The organism is Frigoribacterium sp. Leaf44 (genome assembly GCF_001421865.1).
Taxonomy (GTDB): domain Bacteria; phylum Actinomycetota; class Actinomycetes; order Actinomycetales; family Microbacteriaceae; genus Frigoribacterium.
Map to the genome: position 1 here is coordinate 34007 of NZ_LMLG01000001.1, position 25133 is coordinate 59139.

At 73.8% G+C, this 25133-nt stretch carries 27 protein-coding genes; 9 read left to right on the forward strand and 18 right to left on the reverse strand.

What is annotated here, in order from left to right:
- The first annotated feature begins 56 nt into the window (after positions 1–56).
- A complete protein-coding gene (locus tag ASE87_RS00200) occupies positions 57–1958 on the forward strand; it encodes an ABC transporter ATP-binding protein (protein WP_043593819.1) in 1902 nt (633 codons plus the stop codon).
- On the opposite strand, the gene ASE87_RS00205 is transcribed toward ASE87_RS00200, so the two are convergent.
- Positions 1955–2794: a hypothetical protein gene (locus ASE87_RS00205; RefSeq protein WP_056224943.1), complete on the reverse strand. Its 840-nt coding sequence runs from the start codon at positions 2792–2794 to the stop codon at positions 1955–1957. The two genes, ASE87_RS00200 and ASE87_RS00205, sit on opposite strands and share 4 nt — an antisense overlap.
- 179 nt (positions 2795–2973) lie before the next feature.
- On the opposite strand from ASE87_RS00205, the gene ASE87_RS00210 reads away from it, so the two are divergent.
- Entirely contained in the window at positions 2974–4668 is a 1695-nt protein-coding gene (locus ASE87_RS00210; protein ID WP_056224946.1) for a PHP domain-containing protein, read from the forward strand.
- Positions 4669–4716: 48 nt separating this feature from the next.
- Here the strand turns inward: ASE87_RS00210 and ASE87_RS00215 are convergent, their stop codons facing one another.
- From ASE87_RS00215 to ASE87_RS00240, 6 genes are read right to left on the reverse strand one after another with little or no spacing between them, the layout of a single operon-like run.
- Complete coding sequence (locus ASE87_RS00215; RefSeq protein ID WP_056224950.1) at positions 4717–5517, reverse strand: DNA-formamidopyrimidine glycosylase family protein; 801 nt, start codon at positions 5515–5517, stop codon at positions 4717–4719.
- A 9-nt stretch (positions 5518–5526) separates the two neighbouring features.
- The gene (locus ASE87_RS00220; RefSeq protein WP_043595677.1) at positions 5527–5943 is read right to left on the reverse strand and encodes a RidA family protein; all 417 of its coding nucleotides are present in this window, start codon (positions 5941–5943) and stop codon (positions 5527–5529) included.
- On the reverse strand, positions 5940–7085 hold the full coding sequence (locus ASE87_RS00225; RefSeq protein WP_056224953.1) for an aminotransferase class V-fold PLP-dependent enzyme: 1146 nt from the start codon (positions 7083–7085) through the stop codon (positions 5940–5942). The genes ASE87_RS00220 and ASE87_RS00225 overlap by 4 nt, the downstream gene beginning before the upstream one ends.
- Complete coding sequence (locus ASE87_RS00230) at positions 7082–7897, reverse strand: amino acid ABC transporter ATP-binding protein (RefSeq protein WP_304437686.1); 816 nt, start codon at positions 7895–7897, stop codon at positions 7082–7084. Before ASE87_RS00230 ends, ASE87_RS00225 begins: the two co-directional genes overlap by 4 nt.
- A complete protein-coding gene (locus tag ASE87_RS00235; RefSeq protein WP_082452201.1) occupies positions 7894–8892 on the reverse strand; it encodes an amino acid ABC transporter permease in 999 nt (332 codons plus the stop codon). The genes ASE87_RS00230 and ASE87_RS00235 overlap by 4 nt, the downstream gene beginning before the upstream one ends.
- Positions 8893–9870, reverse strand: a complete 978-nt coding sequence (locus tag ASE87_RS00240) for an ABC transporter substrate-binding protein (RefSeq protein ID WP_056224956.1) — start codon at positions 9868–9870, stop codon at positions 8893–8895.
- Between the two features lie 113 nt (positions 9871–9983).
- On the opposite strand from ASE87_RS00240, the gene ASE87_RS00245 reads away from it, so the two are divergent.
- Positions 9984–10730, forward strand: a complete 747-nt coding sequence (locus ASE87_RS00245; protein WP_056224959.1) for a transcriptional regulator — start codon at positions 9984–9986, stop codon at positions 10728–10730.
- A gap of 91 nt (positions 10731–10821) precedes the next feature.
- Here the strand turns inward: ASE87_RS00245 and ASE87_RS00250 are convergent, their stop codons facing one another.
- From ASE87_RS00250 to ASE87_RS00265, 4 genes are all read right to left on the reverse strand, one after another.
- Positions 10822–11436 carry a class I SAM-dependent methyltransferase gene (locus ASE87_RS00250; protein WP_056224962.1) on the reverse strand — a complete coding sequence of 205 codons (615 nt, stop codon included), beginning with the start codon at positions 11434–11436 and terminating at the stop codon, positions 10822–10824.
- 168 nt (positions 11437–11604) lie between these two features.
- Complete coding sequence (locus ASE87_RS00255) at positions 11605–12075, reverse strand: MarR family transcriptional regulator (protein WP_052505315.1); 471 nt, start codon at positions 12073–12075, stop codon at positions 11605–11607.
- A gap of 82 nt (positions 12076–12157) precedes the next feature.
- Positions 12158–12898 carry a ZIP family metal transporter gene (locus ASE87_RS00260; RefSeq protein WP_043595668.1) on the reverse strand — a complete coding sequence of 247 codons (741 nt, stop codon included), beginning with the start codon at positions 12896–12898 and terminating at the stop codon, positions 12158–12160.
- An 81-nt stretch (positions 12899–12979) separates the two neighbouring features.
- Complete coding sequence (locus ASE87_RS00265) at positions 12980–13660, reverse strand: SDR family NAD(P)-dependent oxidoreductase (RefSeq protein ID WP_056224964.1); 681 nt, start codon at positions 13658–13660, stop codon at positions 12980–12982.
- Between the two features lie 102 nt (positions 13661–13762).
- Here ASE87_RS00265 and ASE87_RS00270 point away from each other — a divergent pair, with 102 nt between their 5' ends.
- Positions 13763–14605: a helix-turn-helix transcriptional regulator gene (locus ASE87_RS00270; protein WP_056224966.1), complete on the forward strand. Its 843-nt coding sequence runs from the start codon at positions 13763–13765 to the stop codon at positions 14603–14605.
- Positions 14606–14622: 17 nt separating this feature from the next.
- Here the strand turns inward: ASE87_RS00270 and ASE87_RS00275 are convergent, their stop codons facing one another.
- A complete protein-coding gene (locus tag ASE87_RS00275) occupies positions 14623–15222 on the reverse strand; it encodes a GrpB family protein (RefSeq protein ID WP_056224968.1) in 600 nt (199 codons plus the stop codon).
- A gap of 22 nt (positions 15223–15244) precedes the next feature.
- On the reverse strand, positions 15245–15367 hold the full coding sequence (ykgO, locus tag ASE87_RS00280) for a type B 50S ribosomal protein L36 (protein WP_056224971.1): 123 nt from the start codon (positions 15365–15367) through the stop codon (positions 15245–15247).
- A gap of 68 nt (positions 15368–15435) precedes the next feature.
- On the opposite strand from ykgO, the gene ASE87_RS00285 reads away from it, so the two are divergent.
- From ASE87_RS00285 to ASE87_RS00295, 3 genes are all read left to right on the forward strand, one after another.
- On the forward strand, positions 15436–16485 hold the full coding sequence (locus tag ASE87_RS00285; protein ID WP_082452202.1) for a GTP-binding protein: 1050 nt from the start codon (positions 15436–15438) through the stop codon (positions 16483–16485).
- 38 nt (positions 16486–16523) lie between these two features.
- Complete coding sequence (locus ASE87_RS00290) at positions 16524–16823, forward strand: DUF1905 domain-containing protein (RefSeq protein WP_056224975.1); 300 nt, start codon at positions 16524–16526, stop codon at positions 16821–16823.
- Between the two features lie 82 nt (positions 16824–16905).
- Complete coding sequence (locus tag ASE87_RS00295; RefSeq protein ID WP_157489614.1) at positions 16906–17358, forward strand: VOC family protein; 453 nt, start codon at positions 16906–16908, stop codon at positions 17356–17358.
- A gap of 113 nt (positions 17359–17471) precedes the next feature.
- Here the strand turns inward: ASE87_RS00295 and ASE87_RS00300 are convergent, their stop codons facing one another.
- The 5 genes from ASE87_RS00300 to aztB form a co-directional block, all read right to left on the reverse strand.
- Positions 17472–18515 carry a helix-turn-helix transcriptional regulator gene (locus ASE87_RS00300; protein ID WP_056224980.1) on the reverse strand — a complete coding sequence of 348 codons (1044 nt, stop codon included), beginning with the start codon at positions 18513–18515 and terminating at the stop codon, positions 17472–17474.
- Positions 18516–18812: 297 nt separating this feature from the next.
- On the reverse strand, positions 18813–20033 hold the full coding sequence (aztD, locus tag ASE87_RS00305) for a zinc metallochaperone AztD (protein ID WP_056224982.1): 1221 nt from the start codon (positions 20031–20033) through the stop codon (positions 18813–18815).
- 29 nt (positions 20034–20062) lie between these two features.
- The gene (gene aztC, locus ASE87_RS00310) at positions 20063–21025 is read right to left on the reverse strand and encodes a zinc ABC transporter substrate-binding protein AztC (RefSeq protein WP_082452203.1); all 963 of its coding nucleotides are present in this window, start codon (positions 21023–21025) and stop codon (positions 20063–20065) included.
- A complete protein-coding gene (locus ASE87_RS00315; RefSeq protein ID WP_056224985.1) occupies positions 21022–22290 on the reverse strand; it encodes a hypothetical protein in 1269 nt (422 codons plus the stop codon). The genes aztC and ASE87_RS00315 overlap by 4 nt, the downstream gene beginning before the upstream one ends.
- Before the next feature lie 91 nt (positions 22291–22381).
- A complete protein-coding gene (gene aztB / locus ASE87_RS00320; protein ID WP_056224988.1) occupies positions 22382–23281 on the reverse strand; it encodes a zinc ABC transporter permease AztB in 900 nt (299 codons plus the stop codon).
- A 51-nt stretch (positions 23282–23332) separates the two neighbouring features.
- Between aztB and aztA the strand changes: the two genes are divergently transcribed.
- Together aztA and ASE87_RS00330 are read left to right on the forward strand one after the other, a co-directional pair.
- Positions 23333–23980 carry a zinc ABC transporter ATP-binding protein AztA gene (gene aztA, locus ASE87_RS00325; protein WP_056224992.1) on the forward strand — a complete coding sequence of 216 codons (648 nt, stop codon included), beginning with the start codon at positions 23333–23335 and terminating at the stop codon, positions 23978–23980.
- A gap of 107 nt (positions 23981–24087) precedes the next feature.
- Positions 24088–25038 (forward strand): PhzF family phenazine biosynthesis protein, encoded by a 951-nt coding sequence (locus ASE87_RS00330; RefSeq protein ID WP_082452204.1) that lies wholly within the window; start codon positions 24088–24090, stop codon positions 25036–25038.
- Positions 25039–25133 lie beyond the last annotated feature (95 nt).

The window sequence follows — 25133 nt, forward strand, 5'->3', positions numbered from 1 at the left end:
GAGCCCGGGGTGACCCGCCGTCTACATTGGGCCAGGCCCCCACGGAAGGAACCCCCATGAGCATGGAAGGCGCGGCCTGGAGCTCGCTCTACAAGATCTCGTCCGCACGGGACGGTGGGCACGGCATCTCGCGCGCGTCCGTCCGGCGGATCATGACGTTCGCGGTGCCCTACCGGTCGAAGCTGGTCGTCTTCATCGCCCTGTCCGTGGTGGGTGCCGTCCTCGCGGTCGCGACGCCGGTGCTGGCCGGCCGGGTGGTCGACGTCATCGTCGCGCGGGGCGAACTCGCGGCCGTCGTGCGGCTCGCCGTCCTCATCGCCGTCGTGGCGCTGGCCGACGCCGGCGTCTCGCTGGTGACGCGCTGGTTCTCGGCCCGGATCGGCGAGGGCGTGATCCTGGACCTCCGCACCGCCGTCTTCGACCACGTGCAGAAGATGCCGATCGCGTTCTTCACCCGCACCCGGACGGGCGCCCTCGTGAGCCGCCTCAACAACGACGTCATCGGCGCCCAGCAGGCCTTCAGCGGCACCCTGTCGGGCGTCGTGACGAACGTCGTGGCCCTGGTCCTCACGCTGATCGTCATGCTCAGCACGTCCTGGCTCGTGACCGTCCTCGCCGTCGTCATGCTGCCGATCTTCCTGGTGCCCGCGCGGCGCATGGGCAGCCGTCTCGCGGCCCTCCGCCGCGAGGCCGCCGACCACAACTCCGCGATGAGCACGCAGATGACCGAGCGCTTCTCCGCGCCCGGGGCCACCCTCGTCAAGCTGTTCGGCCGTCCCGACGAGGAGGCGGAGGAGTTCCGCGTCCGCGCCGCCCGCGTCCGCGACATCGGCGTCCGCACCGCCCTGCTGCAGTTCGTCTTCGTCACCGCACTGACCCTCGTCTCCGCCCTCGCCCTCGCGCTCGTCTACGGGCTCGGCGGCGCCCTCGCGCTCGCCGGCCAGCTCGACACCGGCGAGGTCGTCACCCTGGCCCTCCTCCTCACCCGCCTCTACGTGCCGCTGACCGGGCTCGCGAACGCGCGGGTCGAGATCATGAGCGCGGTGGTGAGCTTCGAGCGCGTCTTCGAGGTGTTGGACCTCGAACCGCTGATCCAGGAGAAGCCCACCGCCGCCTCCGTCCCCGAGGGCCCGGTGAGCGTCGAGTTCGACGACGTCCGCTTCGCGTACCCGTCCGCCGACAAGGTGTCCCTGGCCTCCCTCGAAGAGGTCTCCACCCTGGACACCCGCGGCGGCGAGGAGGTGCTGCACGGCGTCTCCTTCCGGATCGAGCCGGGGCAGACCGTCGCGCTCGTGGGCACGTCGGGTGCCGGGAAATCCACGATCGCGCAGCTGATGTCGCGTCTGTACGACGTCGACGGCGGTGCCGTGCGCCTCGCGGGAACGGACGTCCGCGACGTGACCTTCGCCTCGATGCGCCACACCCTGGGCATGGTGACCCAGGACGGCCACCTGTTCCACGAGACGATCCTCAGCAACCTGCGTCTCGCGAGGCCGGAGGCGACCGACGACGAGGTCTGGGACGCCGTCCGCCGTGCGCGGCTCGAGCCCCTCGTCCGGTCCCTGCCGGACCAGCTCGACACGATGGTGGGAGAGCGCGGCTACCGGCTCTCGGGAGGCGAGCGTCAGCGGATGACCATCGCGCGCCTCCTGCTGGCACAGCCCCGCGTCGTCATCCTCGACGAGGCGACCGCGGCCCTCGACTCGACGTCCGAGGCCGCCGTGCAGGCCGCCCTCAGCGAGGCGCTCGAGGGGCGGACCGCCCTGGTCATCGCCCACCGCCTGTCCACCATCCGCAGCGCGGACCAGATCCTCGTGGTCGAGGACGGCTCGATCGTGGAGCGCGGCACGCACGAGGAGTTGCTGGCCGCGGAGGGACGCTACGAAGAACTGCACCGCACGCAGTTCGCCGTGCAGAAGGACGTCGCCGCGGACGAGCAGGCGCCGAGCGCGCGCTAGCCCTGCCCCGCGGGCGGCCCGTCGACGGGCGCGGTCCGACGCCGCCGCAGGACGAGGGCGGTGCCTGCCGCGAGCAGGCCGGCGGCGAGTGCGCCGACCCCGGCGACCTGTCCGCCGGTGAAGGCGAGGGCTCCGTCGGCGGAGGGCCGGGCCGTGGCCGAGGGGCGCGGCGTCGAGCCCGTTCCCGCCCCGGCACCGTCCGTGGGCGCGGGGGAGGGCGCCGTGCCGGGATCGGTCGGCACCGCGGTCGGATCGTCCGTCGGCGGCGCCGGGTCGACCTCGGCGCCGGGCACCGACCAGGTCCCCGCGGCGAAGGTCACCGGCAGCGTCGCGGCCACGACGACCGTCGACGGGATGCCCGACTCGACGACGAGGCATTCCAGCGAGAGCGTCGCTCCGCCCGCCTCGACGCCGGCGGCGACGACCTCCTCGAACGAGATCGCCATCGGCACCTCGACCGGCTGCCCCGCGGCCACCGCGACGCTCGGCGACGTGACGACGGTCGCGCCTCCTGACGTCACCGAGAGTCGGGCGGCGTCGTCCGCGTCGGCCGGGCAGCCGGCGGCGAACAGCGCCGAGGCGAACGACGGGTCGGCACGGGCGTCGCCCGACACGATCGCGGTGCCGACGGCGTCGCGCAGCACGAGCGGCGCGGGGTCGGCGGGTGCCTGGGCGGCGACGGCGGCACCGGGCCCGGCCAGGCCCGCGACCGTGCCGGCGGCGAGGACCGCCCCGACGAGCAGGGCCCGTCCGGAGGCGCGCGAGGCGAGGCGGCGGGCGGCCGGGACGGAGGCGCGCGAGGGGAGGCGGCGGGCGGTGGGGACGGAGGAGGGCATCGGGACCTTCGGTGGGTGCGGTGGGCCTCCGCGGCGGGGAGCGCGCGGCGACGCCAGGACTGTCGCGCACCCGGGGGAACGGATCGTGAACGCCCGGTGTCGCAAGCGTCCCCGACCGTTGGCCTGCGGTTCAGGCCCGCTCCCTACGGTCGGGACGCCCGCCCGACGAAAGTGATGCCATGTCCCTCGACCCCCGCCCCGTGCAGCCCGCCCCGACCGGATCGGGCTTCTCCCGCCGGGCCTTCCTGGGGGCCTCCGTCGCCGCGACGGTCGCCGTGGGGGCGACCGCCCAGGGACTGCGGGGAGCGGACCCCGCCGAGGCCGCGCCGCTGCCGTCGGTGCCCGCCGTGGTCGACCCGGCGACGCTCTCGTGGCTGGTGTTCGACCACCACGTGCACTCCGTCTACTCGCACGACGCGAAGTACCCCATGACGACGATCCTCGACCGGGCGCAGCGCTTCGGCGTCGACGCGATCGCCTTCACCGAGCACAGCAACAAGGGCCACGCCAACGTCGGCGGGGTGTTCAACGCCGCCAGGGAGATCGAGACCGCGCGGGTTGCCCGGCCCGACCTGCTCGTGCTGCAGGGGCTCGAGTGGTACATCCCCGGCGCCGAGCACGCCACCGTGCTCGTCGCACCCGGTCCCGCGACGACCCGCGTGCTGCGCCGCTTCGAGCTCGACCACGACGGCAAGCTCAACGGCTGGGAGAAACCGCGCCCCGGCACCGACGACGCCGCCGAGTGGCTCGTGCACGCCACCGACGCGATCGCCTGGCTCGGCGCCCAGAAGAGCGCGGGCGTCGTCGACGACGTGATCGTCCTGGCGAACCACCCGAGCCGCCTCGGCATCGACTCGCCCGGCGAGCTGCGGGCCTGGCAGGACGCCGACCCCGACGTGTTCGTCGGCATGGAGGGCGCCCCCGGTGCCCAGGCCGGTGCCGTCGCCGCGAACGCCTCGGCGCGCTCGCGGCGGGGCGAGTACGAGAACGCCCCCAGCGAGTTCTCGTTCGCCGGCTACCCCGCCGAGGCCTACCTGACCCACGGCGGCTTCGACTGGACGACGGCCGTCGTCGGCGGCGTGTGGGACTCGCTGCTCAGCGAGGGGCGGCGCTGGTGGATCACCTCGAACAGCGACCTGCACCTCAAGGAGTCCGACGCCACGCGCGTCGGCGACTTCCCGACCGGGGCCGGCTGGGAGGCCGGCGCGACGCTCGCCAACTTCGACCGTGCCGGCCGTCGACCCGACCCCATCGCCACGGCCACGCCCCAGAACGGCGCCGACTTCTGGCCGGGCGAGTTCAGCCGGAACCACGTCGGGGCCGTCGACCGCTCGTCCGCCGCGCTGCTCGACGCGATCCGCGCCGGTCGGCTCTGGGTCGACCACGGGCACCTCGTCGCCGGGCTCTCCGTCGTGCTCCGGGCCACCGGCGGGCAGGAGGCGCAGGCCACCCTGGGCGGGACCCTCACCGTCCCGCGCGGCACCGCCCTCGAGCTCGTGGTCGACGTCGTGCCCACGACGACGCCCACCTCACGGGGCACCGTCCCGCGGCTCGCCCACCTCGACGTGATCCGCGGCCGCGTCACCGGACCCGCGGCCGACCGTGACGAGCAGCGCGCGCCCGGCACCCGGGTCGTCGAACTGCTCGACGTCGCCGACCGCTCCGCCGCCCCGTTCCGCGTCGTGGTGCCGCTCGAGCCCGTCACCGAGGACGGCTACGTACGCCTGCGCGGCAGCGACGGTCGGGTGCACGGCGTCGGTCCGCTCGGCGCCGAGGTCGACCCCCGGGCGCCCCAGCCGTACCCCGTCGCCCCGGCCGACCCGTGGGCCGACACCTGGCTCTACGCGAACCCGATCTTCGTCAGCGTGCGCTGAGCCGGGCGCGGCCCGCTCCTCGGCGCACGTCGTCGCGACCGTCCGCCGTCACGCCGCGGGCTGGCACCGCGGGCACCACCAGGCCCGTCGCGTGCGCCCGTCCGGCGTCGACGGGTCGTCGCGTGCCTCGACGCGGGTGCCGCAGCGCAGGCACGGGCGCCCGGCCCGGCCGACGACCCAGTGCGTCTCGCCGCGGCGGGTCCGGCCCGTCGTGACCTGGTAGGCGCCGGGCGTCGAGACCGAGAATCGCAGGGCGCGCGCGGCCACGTCGACGAGCTTGACCACGTCGACCCGACCGATCGGGGTGGCCGGGTGCACCCCCCGCAGGTACCCCACCTCGTTGACCCAGAGGTTGCCGAGACCGGCCATCGGACGTTGGTCGAGCAGGGCGGCACGGACCGTGACGTCGGGGAGTGCGGCCAGGCGACGTCGCGCCTCCTCGGGGTCCCAGTCGGGGCGCAGCGGGTCGGGGCCCAGGTGGCCGATCAGCGTGTGCTCGTCCCGGGTCGGCACCAGGTCGACGACCGGAAGGTCGACGCCCCAGAGGGTGTGGCCGTCGTCGAGCCGGGCCCGCACGCGGACCTGCCGCTGCAGCCGCGACGGCAGGACGCGACCGGGTCGGGTCAGCGTCCACGACCCCTGCATGCGCAGGTGCGTGTGCAGGGTGGTGGCGTCGTCGAAGCGGGTCAGCAGGTGCTTGCCGTGGGTGTCGACCTCGACGACGCGCCGGCCGGCGAGCGACTCGCCCGCCCGGCCGCCCGACCGCAGCTCGCCGTCGACGACGACGCGGTCGACGAGCGACGGACGGAGGCGCGCCGCCAGCAGGTGGACGCTGTCACCCTCCGGCATGCCGTGATGCTACCCGGCGTGCCCCGGGGCGACCGCCGCCACGAACTCGATCTCGACCCGGGCGCCCTTGGGCAGGGCGGCGACCTGGTAGGCCGCTCGGGCCGGCAGCACCCCGCCGTGGAACACCTCGGCGTAGGCCTCGTTCACGACGGCGAAGTCGGCGATGTCGGCCAGCAGCACCGTCGTCTTGACGACGAGGTCGATGCGCGAGCCCGCGGCCTCGAGCACGGCGGCGCCGTTGCGCAACGACTGGGCCGCCTCGTCGCGGACGTCCGGCCCGGCGAACTCGCCCGTGGCCGGGTCGATCGGCAGCTGGCCCGACACGAAGACGAGGTCGCCCACCCGGACGGCCTGCGAGTACGGACCGATCGCGGCCGGGGCCCGGTCGGTGTGCACGGCGCGGAGGGGGTTCGGGTCGAGGGTCATCGTCGTCCTCCCAGGACGGTCAGGGCCGCGTCGAGCGCGGCCGGGGTGGTGGTGGCGTGCACGCTGAGGCGCACGCGGTCGTCGCCGTGGACGGTCGCCGTGACGCCGGCGGCCTCGAGTCGGGCGCCGACGGCGGCGGCCTCACCCGTGGGCACGCCGGCGACGACGAGTCCCGCCCGCCGTGACCGGTCGACGGGGGAGAGCACGGGCACCTCGGCGGCCTCGAGTCGGCCGATCAGGTCGCCCGCCGTGTCCGCCACGCGGGACGCCACGACGTCGACGCCCACCGACTCGAGCTGCTCGAGCGCCGTGGCGAGGGCGCCCGACGCGAACGGCGACCCGTTGGTCACCGACAGGCGCTGCGCCCCGGGCAGCGGGGCGTGCGGCACGCCGTCGTAGCGCGACGCGCCCTCGACGCCCGTCCACCCCCCGAGGACCGGACGGAGGCGCGCCAGGGCCCGCGAGGACAGCGCCACGAACCCGGTTCCCCAGCCCGCGCGCAGCCACTTCTGCCCACCGACGACGAGGGCGTCGGCGAGCGTCCAGTCGGCGTCGAGGACGCCGAACCCCTGGATGCCGTCGACGACGAGCAATCGGTCGCCCACGGCCTCCCTCAGCCCGGCGAGGTCGGCGACGGTGCCCGTGCGGAAGTCGACCGCGCTCACCGCGACGGCCACGGTGTCGGGCCCGACCGCGTCGGCCACGCGCTCGGGCGTGACGGGCGCCAGCGGCTGCCCCGGGACGGCGGGCAGTGGTTGCACCGTCGTGAGCCCGGCCTCCTCCGAGCGCCACCACGCGTACAGGTTCGACGGGAACTCGGCGCTGCTGACCACGACCTCGCCCCGGGGCAGGCCGAACGCGATCTGCATCAGCCCCAGCGACGTGCTGCCGGTGAGGGCGACCCCGCCGCGGTCGAACCCGGTGAGGCGCGAGACCGCCGCGAGGGCCCGCTCGTCCTCGGCGTGCAGGCCGGACGAGGGGACCCCGGCGCTCGCCGCGGAGGCGAGGCGGCCGATCGTCTCGACGACGTCCCGCGACGGCGGCCCGTAGCTGCCGAAGTTCAGGTAGCCGACCGGCTCGGCGAACGACGCGAGGTAGGCGTCGAGCGCCGAGCCCGGGGCCGTCGGCTTACCCGTCGTCACGTCAGCACCCGCTGCAGGAACTGCTGGGTGCGCGCCTCACGCGGGGCACCGAGCACCTGCTCGACCGGCCCCTGCTCGACGATGCCGCCGTCGGCCATGAACACCACGCGGTCGGCGACCTCGCGGGCGAACTGGATCTCGTGCGTCACGACGAGCATCGTCATGCCGTCGCGCGCCAGGTCGCCCATCACCTTGAGCACCTCGCCGACCAGCTCGGGGTCGAGGGCCGAGGTCGGCTCGTCGAAGAGCAGGAAGAGCGGCTTCATCGCGACGGCCCGGGCGATCGCCACGCGCTGCCGCTGCCCGCCCGAGAGCTGGCCGGGGTAGGCGTCGACCTTGTCGCCGAGGCCCACCCGCTCGAGGATCTCGACGGCCTCGCGCCGCGCCTCCTTCGCCGACCGGCGCTGCACGCGGACGGGGCCCTCGAGCACGTTGCCCAGCACGGTCAGGTGCGGGAACAGGTTGAAGTGCTGGAACACCATGGCCGTGCGGGCGCGTTGGGCCGACAGGCGGCGCTCGCTCAGCTCGTGCAGCACACCGTCGCGGAGCTCGAAGCCCATCGGCTCGCCGCCCACCCAGACCTCGCCCGCGTCGGGTTCCTCGAGCCGGTTCAGGGTGCGGAGGAACGTCGACTTGCCGGCTCCGGACGGGCCGATGATGCAGACCACCTCGCCGCTGCGCACCGTCATCGAGACGTCGCGCAGCACCTCGTGGCTGCCGTACGACTTGCCGATGCCGATGGCCTCGAGGACGGGGGCCGCCTCGGCGGCGGGCACCGCGCCTCCTGCGGTCGTCGTGTCGGTCGTGGTCACGGGGTGCTCCTCACGAGGGGTGCGCGGCCGAGGTCGGCGGCGACTTTGCGGCGGAGGGCGCGGGCGTTCGGCGGCCCGCCGGGGCGGCGGTCCTGGCGGTCGAAGCTGCGCTCCAGGTAGAACTGGCCGACGCTCGCCACGCTGACGATGACCATGTACCAGATCGCCGCGGCGATCAGGGTCTCCATCACCTGCAGGTTGAACGAGGCGATGTTGTTCGCCGCCTTGATCAACTCGAGGTAGCCGATGACCGACGCCATCGCCGTGCCCTTGAGCATGTTGATGAAGTCGTTGCCGGTCGGCGGGATGATGATGCGCATCGCCTGGGGCAGCACGATGCGGGCCATGCGCTGCATCGGGGTCTGCCCGATCGACTGGGCGGCCTCGATCTGACCGCGGTCGACGCTCTTGAGGCCGGCGCGCACGATCTCGGCCATGTAGGCGCTCTCGTTGAGGGCCAGACCGAGGAACGCCGCGACGAACGTGGTCATGACGTCGTTCGTGCTGACGTCGAGGAACACCACGTCGGTGAACGGCACCCCGACGGTCAGGCGCGGGAAGATCAGCGCCAGGTTGTACCAGAGCAGGATCTGCAGCAGCACGGGCAGGCCGCGGAACAGCCAGGTGTAGCCGGCCGCGAAGGCCTGCGCCACCGGGTTCTTCGAGATGCGCATCAGGGCGATGACGACGCCGATGACCACGGCGCTCACCTGGGCCACCACGGCGAGCACGATCGTGCCGACGAGGCCCTGCAGGATGATCGGCGACACCAGGTAGTACGGGATGTCGCGGTACGAGATGTCGCCCTGCGACGCCCCGTAGACGAGCGCGACGAGCAGCACCACGATGACGACGGCGCTGACCCAGCGGCCCCAGTGCTTCAGGCGCACCTGGGGCAGCAGCTCACGGCTGCCGACGGGCCCGCCGCCGCGTCCGGCCGAGGAGGCGCGGGTCGCGTCGCCCGGGTCGGTGCCCGTCGGTCGTGCGGTCGCCACCTACTTGCCGCCGTTGACGGTGGCCTCGGTGACGCTGCCCGAGGTGATGCCCCAGGCGTCGAGGACCTCGCCGTAGGTGCCGTCGTCGATGAGCGAGTCGAGGGCCGCGGCGATGGCGTCGCGCAGCTCGGCGTCGTCCTTGTTGACGCCGATGCCGTACGGGGCGCCGTCGATGACGTCGCCGGGGACGACCTCGAAGGCCTGGCCGTCCTGGGCGGTCTTCGAGATGTAGACCGCGCTGGGCAGGTCGTTGACGATGGCGTCGATGCGGCCGGTGCGCAGCTGCGTCTGGTTCTGGCTGTCGCTGTCGGTCACCGTGATGTCGAGGGCCTCCTCGCCGTCGGACTCGCACTGCGTGCTGGTGGCCTCGGCGAACTCCTGCTGGCTGGTGCCGGTGACGACGGCGATCGACTTGCCGCAGAGCGCGTCGGGGCCGGTGATGTCGTCGGGGTTGCCCTTCTGCACCATCAGCGTGATGCCCGAGGTCAGGTAGTCGACGAAGTCGATCGCCTGCTGGCGCTCGGCCGTGTCGTTCATCGCGGCGATCGTCACGTCGACGCGGCCGGACTGCAGGCTGGTGATGAGCGAGCCGAAGTCCTGGTTCTGGTACTCGACGTCGAGGCCGAGCTTCTTGCCGACCGCGGTGATGAGGTCGTGGTCCGAGCCGATGACGGTCGAGCCGTCGGCCGCGTAGAAGTTGTTGGGCGCGGACTGGACGTTCGAGCCGACGACGAGCGTGCCCGCGTCCTTGATGTCCGCGGGCACCTGGGCGGCGAGGGCGTCGTCGACCTGGACCGCGTCGAGCAGCGCGCTCGTGTCGGGGATGGTCGAGGACGACGAGGCGCCGCCGGACGCGTCGCCGGAGGCGTCGCCGGGCTGCGGGGCGCTCGGGCCGCCGCACGCGGTGAGGCCGAGGGCCAGGACGGCGCCCGTGGCGACGGTGCCCCAGAGGGCGGAGCGGGAGCGGGTTCGGGTCATGGTCGAGCCTTTCGTGAGCGTCGTCGGTCATCGCAAGCCAGCCGAGTGATCGGCGAGATGAGAAGAAATTATCACAGTGCGACGATTTCGTCACGTGCCGGTAACCTGGGGGCATGACGAGAGCCAGCAGCGCCACCGTGGTCGACGCCAGCCGGGTCCTGCGGGCCGAGTTCGAGCCCTACCTGCCGCTCATGGACTTCTTCGCCGAGCTGCTCGGGCCGCGGACCGAGGTCGTGCTGCACGACACGAGCGACCTGAGCCGGTCGATCGTCGCCCTGACGAACGGCCACGTGAGCGGGCGCAGCGTCGGCGGGCCGGCGACCGACCTGGTGCTCAAGGTCCTGCAGAACCACGAGCACGACGACCGCGACTACCTGGCCAACTACCTGGCCGAGTCCCGCACCGGCGGCACGTTCCGCTCGTCGACCTTCTTCATCCGCGACGCGGGCGGCGACGTCGTGGGCATGCTCTGCCTCAACATCGACGACGAGCCGCTGACCCGGGCTCGTGACCTGCTCGCGGCCATCACGGCGACGACGGGGCTGGTCAAGGGGGCGCCCCTGGGGCCCGGGTCCGAGGCCGGCACTGCCTCGACCTCGACCTCGTCGTCGGGGCCGGTCGCCGAGCGACTGAGCATGAACGTCGACGAGCTCGCCCTCGACGGCGTCGCCCGCATCGTGGCGGCCCAGGGCGTCGAGCCGCACCGCATGACGCCCGACGAGAAGGTCGCGGCCGTGCGCGAGATCGAACGGGCGGGGGTCTTCCTGCTCAAGGGCGCGGTGGCCCAGGTGGCCGAGGCGCTGCACGTGTCCGAGCCGACGGTGTACCGGTACGTGCGGCAGGTGCGCCAGGGCGGCTGACCGCCGCGGCGCGTGCCCCGGCGCCGGTCGCGCGGGTGTCGCACCGCCGACTGGACGTCGTACCGCGGAAATCGGCGGTGCGACGCTCGGTTCACGGTGCGAGTCGGGCGATGATCGCACCGTGGGGCCTCGGCCCGGACGGTGGTCCCGTGCGGGTGTGGGTCTCGAGCACGTCGAACCCGGAGGCGCGCAGCTCGTCCGCGAGGAGGTCGGGTGCCCAGCGCCACGCGGTCGTGATCGCGTGGTCGAACGGTTCGACGGTCGACCCGGTCGACCCGGTGAAGAACCCGACGAGCAGCCCGCCGCCCGGCCGGAGCACGCGGGCGAACTCGCGGAGGGGGCGCCGGATGCTGCCCGGGTCGTGGTGGATCAGCGAGTACCAGGCGAGGACTCCGGCGAACTCGTCGGCGTCGGAGGGCAGGGCATCGATGCTGCCGAGGTCGAACGAGACGTCCGGGTGGGTGTGGCGCGCGTGCTCGACGAAGGCCGGGACCCGGTCGAGTCCGCGCACGTGGACGCCCCGCGCGGCGAGGTGCCCCGACCAGTGGCCCGGCCCGCAGCCCGCGTCGAGCACGGGACCCTCTACCGTCGTCGCCCAGGACGTGACCAGGTGTTCGTCAGCGGGGTGCACCGCCGACATCGAGCCGAGGTGGTCGACGTACTCGCGGGCCCGCGCGGCGTAGCGAGCCCCGACGTCGGATGTCATGCCCCGCAGCCTAGGAGTCGTGGCTCGCAGTCGAACCACCGATGGGTCGTCGAACCATCGTGTTCCGTGGTTCGACGACACATCGGTGGTGCGACCCCGACCCCGACCCCGACCCGACCCCGACCCGACCCCGACCCCGACCCCGACCCCGAGGAGGCGCGGCGCGGGTCAGGACACGGATTCGCGGGCGGCGGCGTCGAGCGCCGCCGCGATGCTGTCGAGCTGGGGGAGGGCCTCGGCGATCGTCTCGTCCGTGCCCGTGGTCGAGAGGACGTACTGGTACGCCTCGCGCAGGGTGGTCGTCGTGCCCTCGCCCTGCGCGGTCAGGTGCAGGAAGAGGCTGCGGCGGTCGCCCGGGTGTCGGCTGCGCGTGACGTGCCCCGACTTCTCGAGCCGGTCGACCACGGCCGTCGTCGCCCCCGTGCTGAGCAGCAGCTCTTGGGCGAGCGCGCCCGGGGTCAGCCCCGGGGCGTCGGCGACGGCGAGCAGCGCGGCCAGCTCGGTGTGGCCCATGCCGACGACCTTCGCGGCGTGGAGCCGGTAGCGACGGTGCGCCTCGTCCAGGGTCTGCAGGGTCGCGGCGAGACGCCGGACGGACTCCGGGTGGTTCTCCGGAGTGGCGGGAAGGTCGGGGCTCACGACAGCAGGGTACCGAGCATCGCCCCCGGTGTCGGCGACGTTGCGCAGAACGGATGACCCAGTTCGGGGCGCGGCCCCCTGCTCAGGCGACCTGGTGCACGACGTAGCTCGCGACGAAGCCGAGCACCGTCACCAGTCCCGTCAGCGTCTGCGTCTTGCGGAAGGCCTCGGGGATCATCGTGTCGCAGATCATCGCGAGGATCGCCCCGGCGGCGAACGCCATGACGAACGACTGCCCGCCCTCGGGCACCCCGCCCAGCAGGGCGTACCCGCCGAGGGCGGACAGGGCGCACACGACGGCGATGCCCGACCAGAGGCCGAAGACGTACCGGGCGGACCGGCCCGACGACTTGAGGTCGGCCGTGCTCGACATGCCCTCGGGGAAGTTCGAGATCACCACGGCGACCAGCACGGCGATGCTGAGGGAGCCGCCGCCCGTGAGGCTCACGCCTTGCACCGCCGTCTCGGGGACACCGTCGAGCAGGGCGCCGAGGGCGATGCCCAGGCCGGTGCCCGAGCCGGCCGACCCGCGACGGTGGTGCTTGCGCCGGAACCCGCCGTGCTCGAGCAGCTGGTCCAGGGCGACGTAGACGACGGCGCCCGCGAGGAACCCACCGAGGGTCGGGAGCAGCCCCCCGCTGCTCGTGGCCTCGTCGACGAGGTCGAACGACAGGGCCGAGATCAGGACCCCGGCGCCGAACGCCATGACGAGGGCGACGGCCTCGCGGGGCACCCTGACGAACCACGACACCGCCGCCCCGACGACGAGGGAGAGGCCAGAGAGCAGGCCGGCGAGGGCGGCGAGGAGGAGCGGTGACGGCACGAGGACAGGTCTAGTCCTTCGCCACGCAGGAGGCGCGGTGCCGGTCTCGGGGACCGGCACCGCGCCTCCTGCGGTCGCCGCTCAGTAGTCGATGCGGCCCCGGCGGTCGTGGAACTCGCCGGTCGGGCCGTCGGGGCCGAGCAGGGCGAGGGCGACGGTGGCGTCCGTGCCCTCGGTGACGGTCTGGTGGCCGCCGTGACCGTTGAAGTCGGTGGCGGTGTAGCCGGGGTCGCTGACGTTCACGCGGAAGGTGGGCAGGTTCTTGGCGTACTGCACGGTCAGGGCGATCACGGCCGCCTTCGAGGACGCGTAGGGCACCGCGGCGACGGGGTACTCGTCGTGGCCCTCGGTGCTCAGCCAGCGTGGCCAGCCGACGCCCGAGGCGACGTTGACGATCACGGGACGGTCGGAGCGGCGCAGCAGCGGCATCGCGGCCTGGGTGACGCGGACGAGCCCGACGACGTTGACGTCGAGCACCTCCTGCATCGTCTCGGGGGTGAGGTCGTCGACGCCGAACGACGACCCGAGGACGCCCGCGTTGTTGACGAGCACGTCGAGCTCGGGCAGGGAGGCGAGCGCCGCGTCGACGCTCGCCTGGTCGGTGACGTCGAGCTGCACGGCGTGGGCGCCGAGGGCCCGGACGGCGTCGCCCGAGCCGAGGTCGCGCATGCCGGCGTACACGGTGTGGCCCGCTTCGAGCAGGCGGCGGGCGGTCTCGAGTCCGAGGCTCTTGTTGGCCCCGGTGATGAGTGTGGTGGTCATGGGTCCATGCTGCGCCCGGCCCCGCCCGGGCACCCAGGCCCCGCACGACGGGAGGACTGGCGGTACCACCCTCGGGTGCGCGGGGCGGGGGAGGATGGGCGCATGAGCGAGTTCGCCGACGTGTTGCGGTCGTGGCGTGACCGGGTCAGCCCCGCCGACGTGGGGCTGCCGGCGGGGGTGGGGCGCCGGACGACGGGCCTGCGCCGCGAAGAGCTGGCGGCGCTCGCCGGGGTGAGCGTCGACTACGTCGTCCGCCTCGAGCAGGGTCGGGCGACCAATCCGTCACCGCAGATGCTCCGTGCCCTGGCGGTGGCCCTGCGCCTGAGCGACGACGAACGCGACCACCTCTACCGCTCGGCCGGCGCCGCGCCTCCGTCGGCCGAGGTCGTCCCGCGCCACGTGGGGCCCGGCGTGCAACGCATCGTCGACCGGCTCGGCGACGTGCCGCTGGCCGTCTTCTCGGCGACCCACGACATCCTGCTCTGGAACCCCCTCTGGGCGGCGGTCAACGGCGACCCGTCGCGTCTCGTCGGGCTCGAGCGCAACCTCGTCTGGCGGCACTTCACGTCCGGCCACGCGGGCACCGACTTCGACGCGCAGCACGAGGAGGACTTCGCGAGCGACCTCGCCGCCGACCTGCGGGCGGCCGTGGGGCGCTACCCGTCGGATCGCTCGCTCGACCACCTCGTGTCGCGCCTGCTCGACACGTCGCCCGAGTTCGCACGCCGCTGGGCCGAGGCCAAGGTGGCCGAGCACCGGGCCAGTCGCAAGACGGTGACGAACACGCCGGCCGGCCCGATCACGATCGACTGCGACGTGCTGACCGCGCCGGGCGACCTACGGATCGTCGTCTACACGGTCGCACCGGGCTCCGACGACGAGGCGCGACTCGACCTGCTGCGCGTCACCGGGCTGCAGTCGATGGCGGCGACGTCGGCCGTCTGAGGCCGTGCCCGCTCCGTTCAGCGCTCGCGGGCTGCGTCCCGGGCTGCACGGGCCCGCGCCTTGATGGCCGTGACGACCTCGGTCTTGGCGTCGGCGTAGTCGTTCATGTCGTCCCAGCGGCGGTCGAGCAGGTCGCGCTTGACGCTCGCGTAGAGCTCGCGGTCGGCGGCGTCGGTGCGCAGGTGGTCGCGCAGCAGCAGGTACTCGTCGATGGCCGCGGCGCCCTGCTCGTAGACGTGGACGTGGACACTGCGATCGGGCGTCCGCACGAGTCGGTGCCCGGGTTCACGCACCCGCAGCTCGTAACCCGCGGCGAGCAACGGGTCGAGGTAGTCCTCTTCCGCGGTGATGTCGGGCACCGCGACCACGACGTCGACGATCGGCTTCGCCGCGAGGCCCGGCACCGACGTCGAGCCGATGTGCTCGACGTCGACCGCGATGCCCGACGGCGCGATGCCCGACGGCGCGAGGGCCTCGACGATGCGGCGTCGGTGCTCGGCGAACTCGGCCGGCCAGCGCTCGTCGTAGTCGTGCAGGGCGACCCGGACCGCCTCGGCTCCACCCATGATCTCGGTGGTCGTGACGTCGGGGCGGCGGGGCGATCGGTCGGCAGGCATCAGGAGATCCTGCCAGACGGCCTCACCCCTGGCGCGTGTTCCACCGCGGGTCCTTCTTGTTGATGACGTAGACCCGGCCGCGGCGGCGGACGACCTGCGAACCGGGGATCTTCTTGAGCGCCTTGAGCGAGTTGCGGACCTTCACGGGTGCCTCCTGGTGTCGATGTGGTGGTGCGGTTGTTAGTGAGAACCATTATCACCTAGCGTGGGGGCATGACCGAACCGACCCGCGCCTCCTCGTCCCCACGCCACCGGGGAGTCGTCCTCGTGACGGGCCAGAGCCCGTCCGAGGTCGATCTCGTGGCCGACCGGCTGGCCGGGTCGACGAGCCGTCGGGTCGACTCGGGCCCGGACGTGCACGACGCCGCCGACGCCGGGCACCGGCTCGCGCTCGACCTCGCCCACGACCGGCAGCCGATCGACGTCGTGGTCACGCTCGCGGCCGGCACGCCGAGCCGCGCCACCGGGCTGCTGCTCGGCTCCCTGCTCGACTCGTCCCTGGGCCGGCCCGACGGTCGCTCGCTGCTGCAGCACGTCGTCTCGGTCGTCAGCGCGGTCGACCTGGCCGACCTCGTGCTGGGCGGTGTCGACGACCGGTTCCTCGCCGCCGAGCACGTCGTCGACCTCGTCGAGTACGCGACCGTGATCGTCCTGGTCGACACGGCCGCCGTGCGCCCGCGTGACCTGCGGACGGTCCGCCGGCTGCTCGCACGACTGGCACCGGAGAGCCGCGTCGCGAGCGTCGCCGCCGTGCGACGCGAGACACTCGAGAGCCCGGGAGGCGCGGCGCAGCTCGGCGGCGCCGCCGGCTGGATGCAGGCCCTCTCGGAGCACACCCCCGACCTCGACCACGACGGGGTGGTCACGACCTACGTCTACCGGGACGAGCGCCCGTTCCACCCCGGCCGCCTCGCCCTGGCGGTCGAGCACACCTTCGCCCCGGGCGCCGTCGGCACGCTGCTGCGCTCCCGCGGGTTCACGCAGTTCGCGACGCGCTGCGACCGCGTCGGCTCGTGGTCGAGCGTCGGGCAGATGCTGAGCCTCGACCCCACCTCGAGCCCGTCGTGGCATCCCGACTCGCCCCACGGCCAGCAGATCGCCTTCTTCGGCCTCGACCTCGACGTCGCGACGATCCGTCGTGAGCTCGACGCGTGCCTCCTGACCGACGACGAGCTGCTGGGCGACCCGGCGGGCTGGCGCGACTTCGCCGACCCGTTCCCCGTGTGGAGCGGGCCGGGGGCCGGGCCGGGGCACCGGCACTAGGTTCGACGGGACGGTTCACGGCGAGAGGAGGGGCGGCGATGGAGTTCACGTTCGACGCCGACCTGTGGCGGTGGGAGAGCCGGCGGGCCTTCTACACGTTCGTCAGCCTGCCGCCCGAGGTCGAGGACCACGTCCTGATGGTGGCCGGCGACCTGCTGCGCGGCTGGGGTTCCGTCCGGGTGGAGGCGCGGGTCGGCTCGTCGACGTTCGCCACGTCGGTCTTCCCCCTCGGCGACGAGAACGCCTACGCCCTGCCCGTCAAGCGAGCCGTGCGCGACGCCGAGGGCGTCGGGGTGGGCGACACCGTGAGCGTGAGGTTGCGCCTGCTCGACTTCTGAGCGGTCATGAAGGCCTTGACGGCGCACCCGGGCGGGTCCACTGTGTGGCTCACCACCCGTGGACCGTTCGAAGGAGAACCCCGTGCCCATGATCTTCGTCAACCTGCCCGTGACCGACCTCGACCGGGCGAAGTCGTTCTACACGGCGCTCGGGTTCACCATCAATCCGCTCTTCACCGACGAAAACGCCGCCTGCGTGGTCGTGGAAGAAGACCACAGCGCGTTCATGATCCTCACGCGCGACTTCTTCCAGACCTTCACCGACCTGCCCATCGGTGACCCGACCACCGCTCCCTCGGTCGCCACCGCCGTCATGCTCGACTCGCGGGACGACGTCGACACCACGGTCAGGGCCGGCCTCGGCGCCGGAGGGACGGAGGCGCGCCCCGCGTCGGACTACGGCTTCATGTACCAGCGTCAGCTGACCGACCCGGACGGCAACATCCTCGAGTTCGGCTGGATGGACCCGTCGGCGGCCGAACAGGGCCCCGAGGCCTACGCCCAGCAGCAGGGGTCCGACCAGCAGGGCGCCTGACGATCGAGTGGGCAGAAGATGTCCCTCGCGGCACCGGGAAGGACGCTTCCTGCCCACTCGACCACCGCCTCCTCGGGGCGGAGCCGGGCAGCGCGGCGCGGGCCGCGGCGTCGCTAGCGGGCGAGCGTGTCGCGGGGGTACTCGTCGAAGCGCGCGGCGTACGACCCCGCGAACCGGCCGAAGTTGCCGAAGCCCCAGCGCCGGGCGACGTCCGAGACGCGGGTCTCGTCCGGCGCCGCCGCGAGCAGTTCGTCGTGGACGCGGTCGAGGCGCACCTGGCGCAGGTACGCCGCCGGTGACGTGCCGAGGTGTTCCTTCATCGACGTCTGCAGGGTGCGGGTGTGCATGCCCGACGCCTCGGCGATGTCGGCCGGGGTGAGCGGTTCGGCGGCGTGGGCGTGGATGTACTCGACCGCGTGCCGGACGCGGGCGGCCTCCTGCGTGCGCAGGCCGACGGGCACGTCGACGGCGCGCCACGGGAAGAGGTCGAGCATGGCCCGGGCGAGGGTGAGCTGGGCCTCGAGTCGCACGAGCGGGGACGTCTGCTGGGCCACGACGGCCGCGGCGCTCGAGCCGACGGCGGCGCGCCAGGCCGCGACCGCCTCGGGGCGAGGGGTGACCGCGTAGTCGAAGACGACGCGCTGCGAGGGTCCGCCGTGGCGTTCGGCGGCGGTCCGTTCGAGGAAGTCGCTGCCGACCTGCACCATGCTGTTCGTCCGTGGGGTCGACTCGAACGAGAAGGCCTCCTCGGCCGGCATGAGGAACGGCGTGGAGCCCTCGCTCGTGAAGGTGTGGCCGCGCTGGTGCAGCGTGGTGCGACCACTGCGGTTCCACGCGACGATGTACTGCCCGGGGAAGGGGATCTCGCCCTGCATCGGGGCGGTGAACGACGACGTCTGCAGCACCAGACGGTGGTCGCCGGCGAGTACGTACGAGTACTCGAAGGGTCGCCCGCCCGACTGGGCCCGGAAACGTCGACCCCGGTAGTGCGTCTCGAGTCGGCGGGTCGCCTCGCGCAGATCGGTGCCGCCGTCCTGCACGCGCCGGTAGGTCGACGAGGCGTCCTCGCCGCCGCCCGTGAGGTCGACGGGGTGCGAGGTGACGCCGCCCGTCGGGTCCGGTTCTCCGTCGGGCTCGCTGACGTAGAAGCTCGGCATGGTGGTCCTCTCGATCCGTCGTCCTGCTGCACCGCCGCGGTGAAGGGCGGCACACGATGGAGACGATCCCCGAGGGCGAAACGTCACGAAATCGTCGGACTCTTCGGATCTTCGGTGCGGCGGGACGCCGCGACGGGGTTCGAGGTGACCCCAGAGGACGGGCCAGCGACCGGCGGGGCGGGGTGGCCGGGTCGGCCGAGCGCGCCGGGCCGGCCGGACGAGCCGTGCGCAGCCCTCGACGACGAAGGAGGCGCGGTGCCGTCGCACCGCGCCTCCTCGTCCCCCGGGGTGGTCGCGTCAGTCGGCCGTGGCCACCGCGACCTCGTTCGGCGTGACGTCGAGTCCGCGCGAGGACAGCACCTCGCCCGTGGTCAGGTCGACCGCGTGCACGCTGTTCGTCGCCGGCTCGGTGACGTAGCCGACGTCACCCGCGACGACGATCGCGGGGTGGGCGTCCTGCCACTCGGCCGGGCCCTCCCAGGGGGCGACGACGGGCCACGAGTCGGTGAGCTCGCCGGTCGCGGGGTCGAGCACGTGCACCGCGCCGTCGGTGCCGATCAGGTACGCGAGGTCGCCAGGGCCACGGGCCACGCCCCGGAATGTGTACTCGACGCCCTCGGGCAGGTCGACCACGTCGAGGGTGTCGGCGGCGGTGTCGATCAGGGTGACGGCGTGCAGGAGGTAGCCCTCGGCGTCGGGGTCGTCCTTGTGGTCGCCGACGACGATCGGGCTGGTCTCGCTGACCCACGCGTTGCCCATGCGGCCGTAGGGCTGCGAGGGCGAGGCGAGCTTGGTGATCGTGCCGTCGTGGTAGACCAGCGCGCCGTCCTCGCAGCCGAACACGACGGCCTCGTCGGCCGCGGTGCCCTCGCCGTGGACGCCCGGGCACTCGTCGCTCTGCGCGACCACGGCACCGTCGGCGTCGCGCACCTCGATGCCCGTGCGGCCGTCGGAGTCGCCGACCGTCGTCAGGAAGGTGCCGTCCTCGAGCACGACCGAGACGCCGTGGTGCGCCTCGACGCCCTCGACGGTCTCGATCGCGGGCAGCTCGCCGTCGGTGACGGCGTCGGTCAGGTCGGCGGACTCGAACACGGTGGTGTCGCTCGTGCCGTCGGCGTAGAGGATCGTCTTGCCGCCGTGTCGGACGACGTGGCCAGCGGTGTCGGCGTCGAAGACGAGGTCGGTCAGGGCGGGCTCGGACGAGCTGCCGGCCGCGGTGTCGAGCACCTGGAACCCCTCGCTCGTCGTCACCATGACGTGTCGGCCGTCGCCGGCGGGGTTCAGGCGGGTGAACTCCTCGGAGTCGAACTCGCCGACGGTCTCGAGGGTCTCGCCGTCGAGCACGGTGACGCGGCCCTCGGACGAGACCGCGAGGCGGGGGCCGGACGAGGAGGCGCCGGTCGCGTCGCCGCCGTCGGTCGCGGTGCCGGGTCCGCCGGTCGAACAGGCGACGAGGGTCGCGGCGACGCCGAGGGCGAGCAGCGAGCCGCCGGTCCGTCGCAGGTGGGTGGTGCGCATGGGTGTTCCTCTTTCTGGTGGTCGGGCGCTCAGGGTGAGAGCCCGGTGGTGATGCGCTCGGTGTCGACGCGCATCATGGTCAGGTAGTCGGGGGCGTCGCCGTCGGCCGCGGTGAGCGACTCGGTGAACAGCTCGACGACGTCGACGTGGACGTCCGCCTCGCTCGCGAGGGCCTGCACGAGCCGGTCGGGCGACGACGACTCGGCGAACACGGTCGGGACGCCCGTCGTCTCGACGGCGTCGACCAGGTCGGCGAGGTCGGAGGCCGACGGTGCCGCGAGCGTCGTCCCGCCGGGGATCACGGCCCCGACGACGTCGAAGTCGAACCGGTCGGCGAGGTAGCCGAAGACGTGGTGGTTCGTCACGAGTGCGCGACGTTCGGCGGGGATCGTGGCGAAGGCGTCGACCATGTCGGCGTCGAGCCGCTCGAGCTCGGCCCGGTAGTCGGCGGTGCGCGCGGTGAGGGCCGCGGCGTCGACGCCGTCGACCTCCGCGAGCGCCGGCTCGAGGGCGTCGACGACGTCGAGCATGCGGCCCGGGTCGGTCCAGAAGTGCGGGTCGGGGGTGCCGGCGGCGTCCCCGTCGCGGTAGTCGAGGACGTCGATCGCGTCCGCGGCGACGAACGAGGTCACGCCGGAGTCGACCGCCGCGTCGAGGTGCTGCTGCAGCCCCTCCTCGAGGCCGAGGCCGTTCGAGACGACGAGGTCGGCCGCCCGCATCCGCGCCGCCTGCTGGGCCGAGATCTCGAACGAGTGCGGGTCGGCGTCCGGCTTCATCAGGGTGACGACCTCGGCCTGGTCGCCGACGAGCTCGTCGACGACGTCGCCGAGGATGTTCGTCGACACGAAGACGACCGGGCGGTCGTCGCCGGCGGGTGCGCAGCCGGTCAGGGCCACCGCGGCCGCGACGGTCAGGGCGGCGACGCGGGCGGCGGTGCCGCAGGTGGCGCCGACGAGCCCGACACGGGGGCGGGCAGGCGACGGCGCCCTCATCGACCCGTCTCCGCGACGAAGGCCGGCTCGGTGGCCGTCTCGAAGCTGCGGGCGATCCGGGCGCCGTCGGCCGGGTCGATCTCGAACAGCCGCCCTTCGACGGGGGCCGAGAGGTATGCGCGCTGCTGGTCGGCGATCAGCGTCGGCGTGCGGCCCGCGGCGAGCGAGTCCGCGACGAGCGGCGCCGTCTCGGCGACGACCTGGCCGGTGGTGCCGTCGAGGACGAGCACCCGGCCGTCCTGCGCGAGGGCCAGGAGGCGCTGGTCGGCGTCGTCCACGGCGGTCACCGTGACCAGCGGGGTCGGTGCCGGCAGCAGGGTCCAGGCCCGGGCCCGGGTGTCGAGCAGCCAGACGCCCTCGGAGCCGGCGAGCCCGGCCACGGTGGGTCGCCCCTCCCGGTTGTCGAAGGCGGTGGCCGGGGCCGCCGTGCCTCCCGACGACAGGGCCGTGCCGGCCGGGTAGGGGATGTGCTCGACGACGAGCTCGTCGTCGTCGACGGTCGCGAGCAGGGCCCCGTCCGAGCAGCCGACGACGGCCCCGACGCGCGTGGTGATCGTGCCGGAGGCGTCCGGGCAGGCCTCCCGCAGCCCCGTCTCCTCGCCGTCGGCGGTGTGCCCGACGAGCGTCATCGTCTCGCCGCGACCCTCGGTCACCAGGGCGTACGAGCCCACGGGGACGACCAGGCCGTCACCGGGCTCGCCGTCGAGGCGGAACCGCTCGCGCAGCTCGCCCCGCGACAGCGCCTCGGTGTCGAGCAGCACGGCGTCGCCCGAGCCGGCGAAGTGCACGCCGGTCGAGCCCGAGGTCGAGAGAATGGTGGTCGCCACGGTCGCCGCGCCGTCGCCCTCGACGGTGCCGAGGAGGCGCGGGTCGGCCCGGTAGTAGTGGAAGTGGTCCACGTGGTCCCACGTCCAGACCCCGCTGTCGACGATCTCGAGGCCGCGAGGGGTCTCGGCGAACAGGTACCGCCCGTCGGTCTCCACGGCGGTCGGGGCGTCGACCGAGCCGAGCTCGACGACGCTCTCGTCGAGTAGGTCGAGGTGCGCGACCGTGCCCGACGGGTCGATCGTGGTGAGGCCGAGTCGGGGTTCGGCGAGTTCCTCGGCACCGGCGACGGCGCCGTGGCCCTCGCCGGTGGTGTCGCTCGAGTCGGTCGACGACTCCCCGCCGGCGCCGTCACCGCCCGGGGCGGTGCCGGTCGAACAGGCGGTCAGCCCGAGGGCGAGCGTGCCGAGCAGGCAGGTCGAGAGGAGGGGGGATCGCATGCGGTCCTTCCGGGTGGGTGGGGGCGTGGGCGTGGGCGTGGCTGGCGGGGTGCGGGTGCGGGTGCGGGTGCGGGTGGGGGAGTGCGGCGGATCAGGAGGCGCGGGTCGCGATGGGTGCCCTGCTCGCGGGCGCCGGGACGGCGCCGTCGCCCCGGCGCTCCCGACGTCGGCCCACGACGGCGTGGCCAACGCCCGACAGTCCGGCGAACGCGATGGCCGTCGCCGCGATCGACGCGCCGGCGGCCGTCGCGGCGTGCCACGAGACGAGCAATCCGACGGCGACGGCGAGCACGCCGATCACCGCGGAGAGGACCATCCGCGTGGGCAGGCGCGACGTCCAGTGGCCCGCGGCGACGGCCGGTGCGAGCAGCAGTCCGACGACGAGCAGCGACCCGACGGCCTGGTACGAGGCCACGACGGCGAGCGTGACCAGGCCCACGAGCACGGCCTGGGCCGAGCGCGGACCGAGCCCCAGCACGGCGGCCAGTCGCGGGTCGAGGGCGAGGGCCAGCAGGGGGCGGTGGAAGGCGGCCGCGAGGCCGACGCCGACGATCGTCGCACCGGCGAGCAGGCCGAGGTCCGCGGAGGTGATCGCGAGGACGTCGCCGAACAGGATCGACGTGGCGTCGGTGGCGAAGCTGCCCGAGTGCGAGATGACGACGACGCCGAGGGCGAGCATCGCGACGAAGAGGAGGCCGATGCTCGTGTCGTACGACAGGCGACCGCGTCGTTGCAGCGCCGCGACGCCGAGGCTCATGACGACGGCGCTGAGCGCCCCGCCGACGAGGACGGGAGCCCCGAGCACGGTCGCGAGGGCGACGCCGGGCAGCATGCCGTGCGCGAGCGCCTCGCCGAGGAAGGCCATGCCGCGCACCACGACCCAGGTGCCGACGACGCCGCAGAGGATCGCGACGAGGCCGCCGCCGACGAGGGCGCGCTGGACGAAGTCGAGCGAGAACGGCTCGAGGACGGCGGTGGAGAAGAAGGGCACGAGACACGACCGTAGCTGAGAATGAGAACGCTTATCAACTAGGGTGGTCGCATGACGACGAACACCGCCGCCGTTCCCCCGACCCCGGCGCGCCTCCTGGGGGTGGGCGTGTCGTTCGGCGACCGCACGGCCCTCGCCGACGTCGACCTCGACGTGCCCGTCGGGGTCGTCACGGTGGTGGCTGGTCCGAACGGGGCCGGCAAGTCGACGCTGCTCGAGGTCGTCGCGGGTGTCCGGCAGCCGACGTCGGGCACGCGGTCGGTCACCGCGACGATCGCGTTCGTCCCGCAGCGCACGTCGATCCCGGACGGGCTCCCGGTCACCGTGCGCGACGTCGTGACGGTCGGCGCCTGGGGTCGCGTGGGCCGGTGGCGTCCCCTGGACCGTCGAGCCCGCGCCGCCGTCGACGAGGCGCTCGACCGCCTGGACGTCGCCGATCTCGCGCAGCGACCCTTCGCCGCGCTCTCGGGCGGTCAGCGGCAGCGCGCGCTCCTCGCCCACGGGCTGGCGCGCGGGGCCGACCTGCTGGTGCTCGACGAGCCCACGACCGGGCTCGACGCGGTGAGCGCCGAACGCATCCGGGTGACGCTGCTCGACGAGGCGACCCGGGGCGCGGCCGTCCTCGCCGTCTCGCACGATCCGCTGCTGCTCGACGCGGCGCACCGCGTGACGAGGCTCGAGGCCGGTCGGGTCGTGTGAGGCGGCTCGGGGTCCGGCACGGCTCGGCAGGGTCTCGAGAGCCGGGCGGGCCACCCGGCCCCGGGTGGCGCTGGCCACGAGGAGGCGCGGTGCGGCACAGTGGCGTCGTGACCGACCGCAGACCCTCGCCTCCCGACGACCCCGACGACCCCGCCGCTGCCTCGCCGTCCGCCCCGTCCGTCGAGGTGCTGCACCTGACGGCCTTCGCCGACGGGCCGGGCGGGGGCAACCCGGCCGGCGTCGTGCTCGACGCGTCGGCCCTCTCGGCCGCCGACATGCTGCGGATCGCCGCCGAGGTGGGGTACGCCGAGACGGCGTTCGTGGTCGAACCGTCACGCGCCGGGGACGACCGGCACGTGGCCGTGCGCTACTTCTCGCCCGGGGCCGAGGTCCCGTTCTGCGGCCACGCGACGATCGCCACCGCCGTCGCCCTGGCCGAGGTTCGCGGGGTCGGAGCCTTCACGCTCGCGACGGCGGTCGGCCCGGTCGTGATCGAGACGTCGCGCGGCGGTGCCGACGTCGTCACGGGCCCGGTGACGGCGTCGTTCACGAGCGTCGACCCCGTCGTGCGCGACCTCGACCCGACCGTCACCGACCGGCTGCTGGCGTTGCTTGGCCTCGCGCACGCCGACCTCGACGAGCGTCGTCCGGTGCGGGAGTCCTTCGCGGGCAACCGGCACCCCGTGGTGGCGGTCCGCGACCAGCGGGCGTTCGACGACTTCGGTTTCGATCCGATCGCCGTGAGGGCACTGATGGACGAGCAGGGCTGGGCCGGCACGATCACGGTGATCCACGCCCGGGGCGTCGACGAGTCCGGGACTACCGTGGTCGAGGCGCGCAACCTGTTCCCCGTCGGCTCACTCACGGAGGACCCGGCGACGGGGTCGGCGGCCGCCTCGCTGGGCGGGTACCTCCGAGCGCTCGAGCTGATCGCGCCTCCTGCCCGTGTCGTGGTGAGGCAGGGGCGGCACGTCGGGCGGCCGAGCCTCCTCGTGGTCGACGTCCCGGTCGAGGGCGGCATCACGGTCACCGGCACGGCGACGCCGCTGACCCGCTGACCCGCTGACCCGCTGACGCGCCGACCCGTCGGCCGCCGCCCGGCCGCCGCCCGGCCGCCGCACGACGATGAACCCCGTTCCGAACGATGAACCCG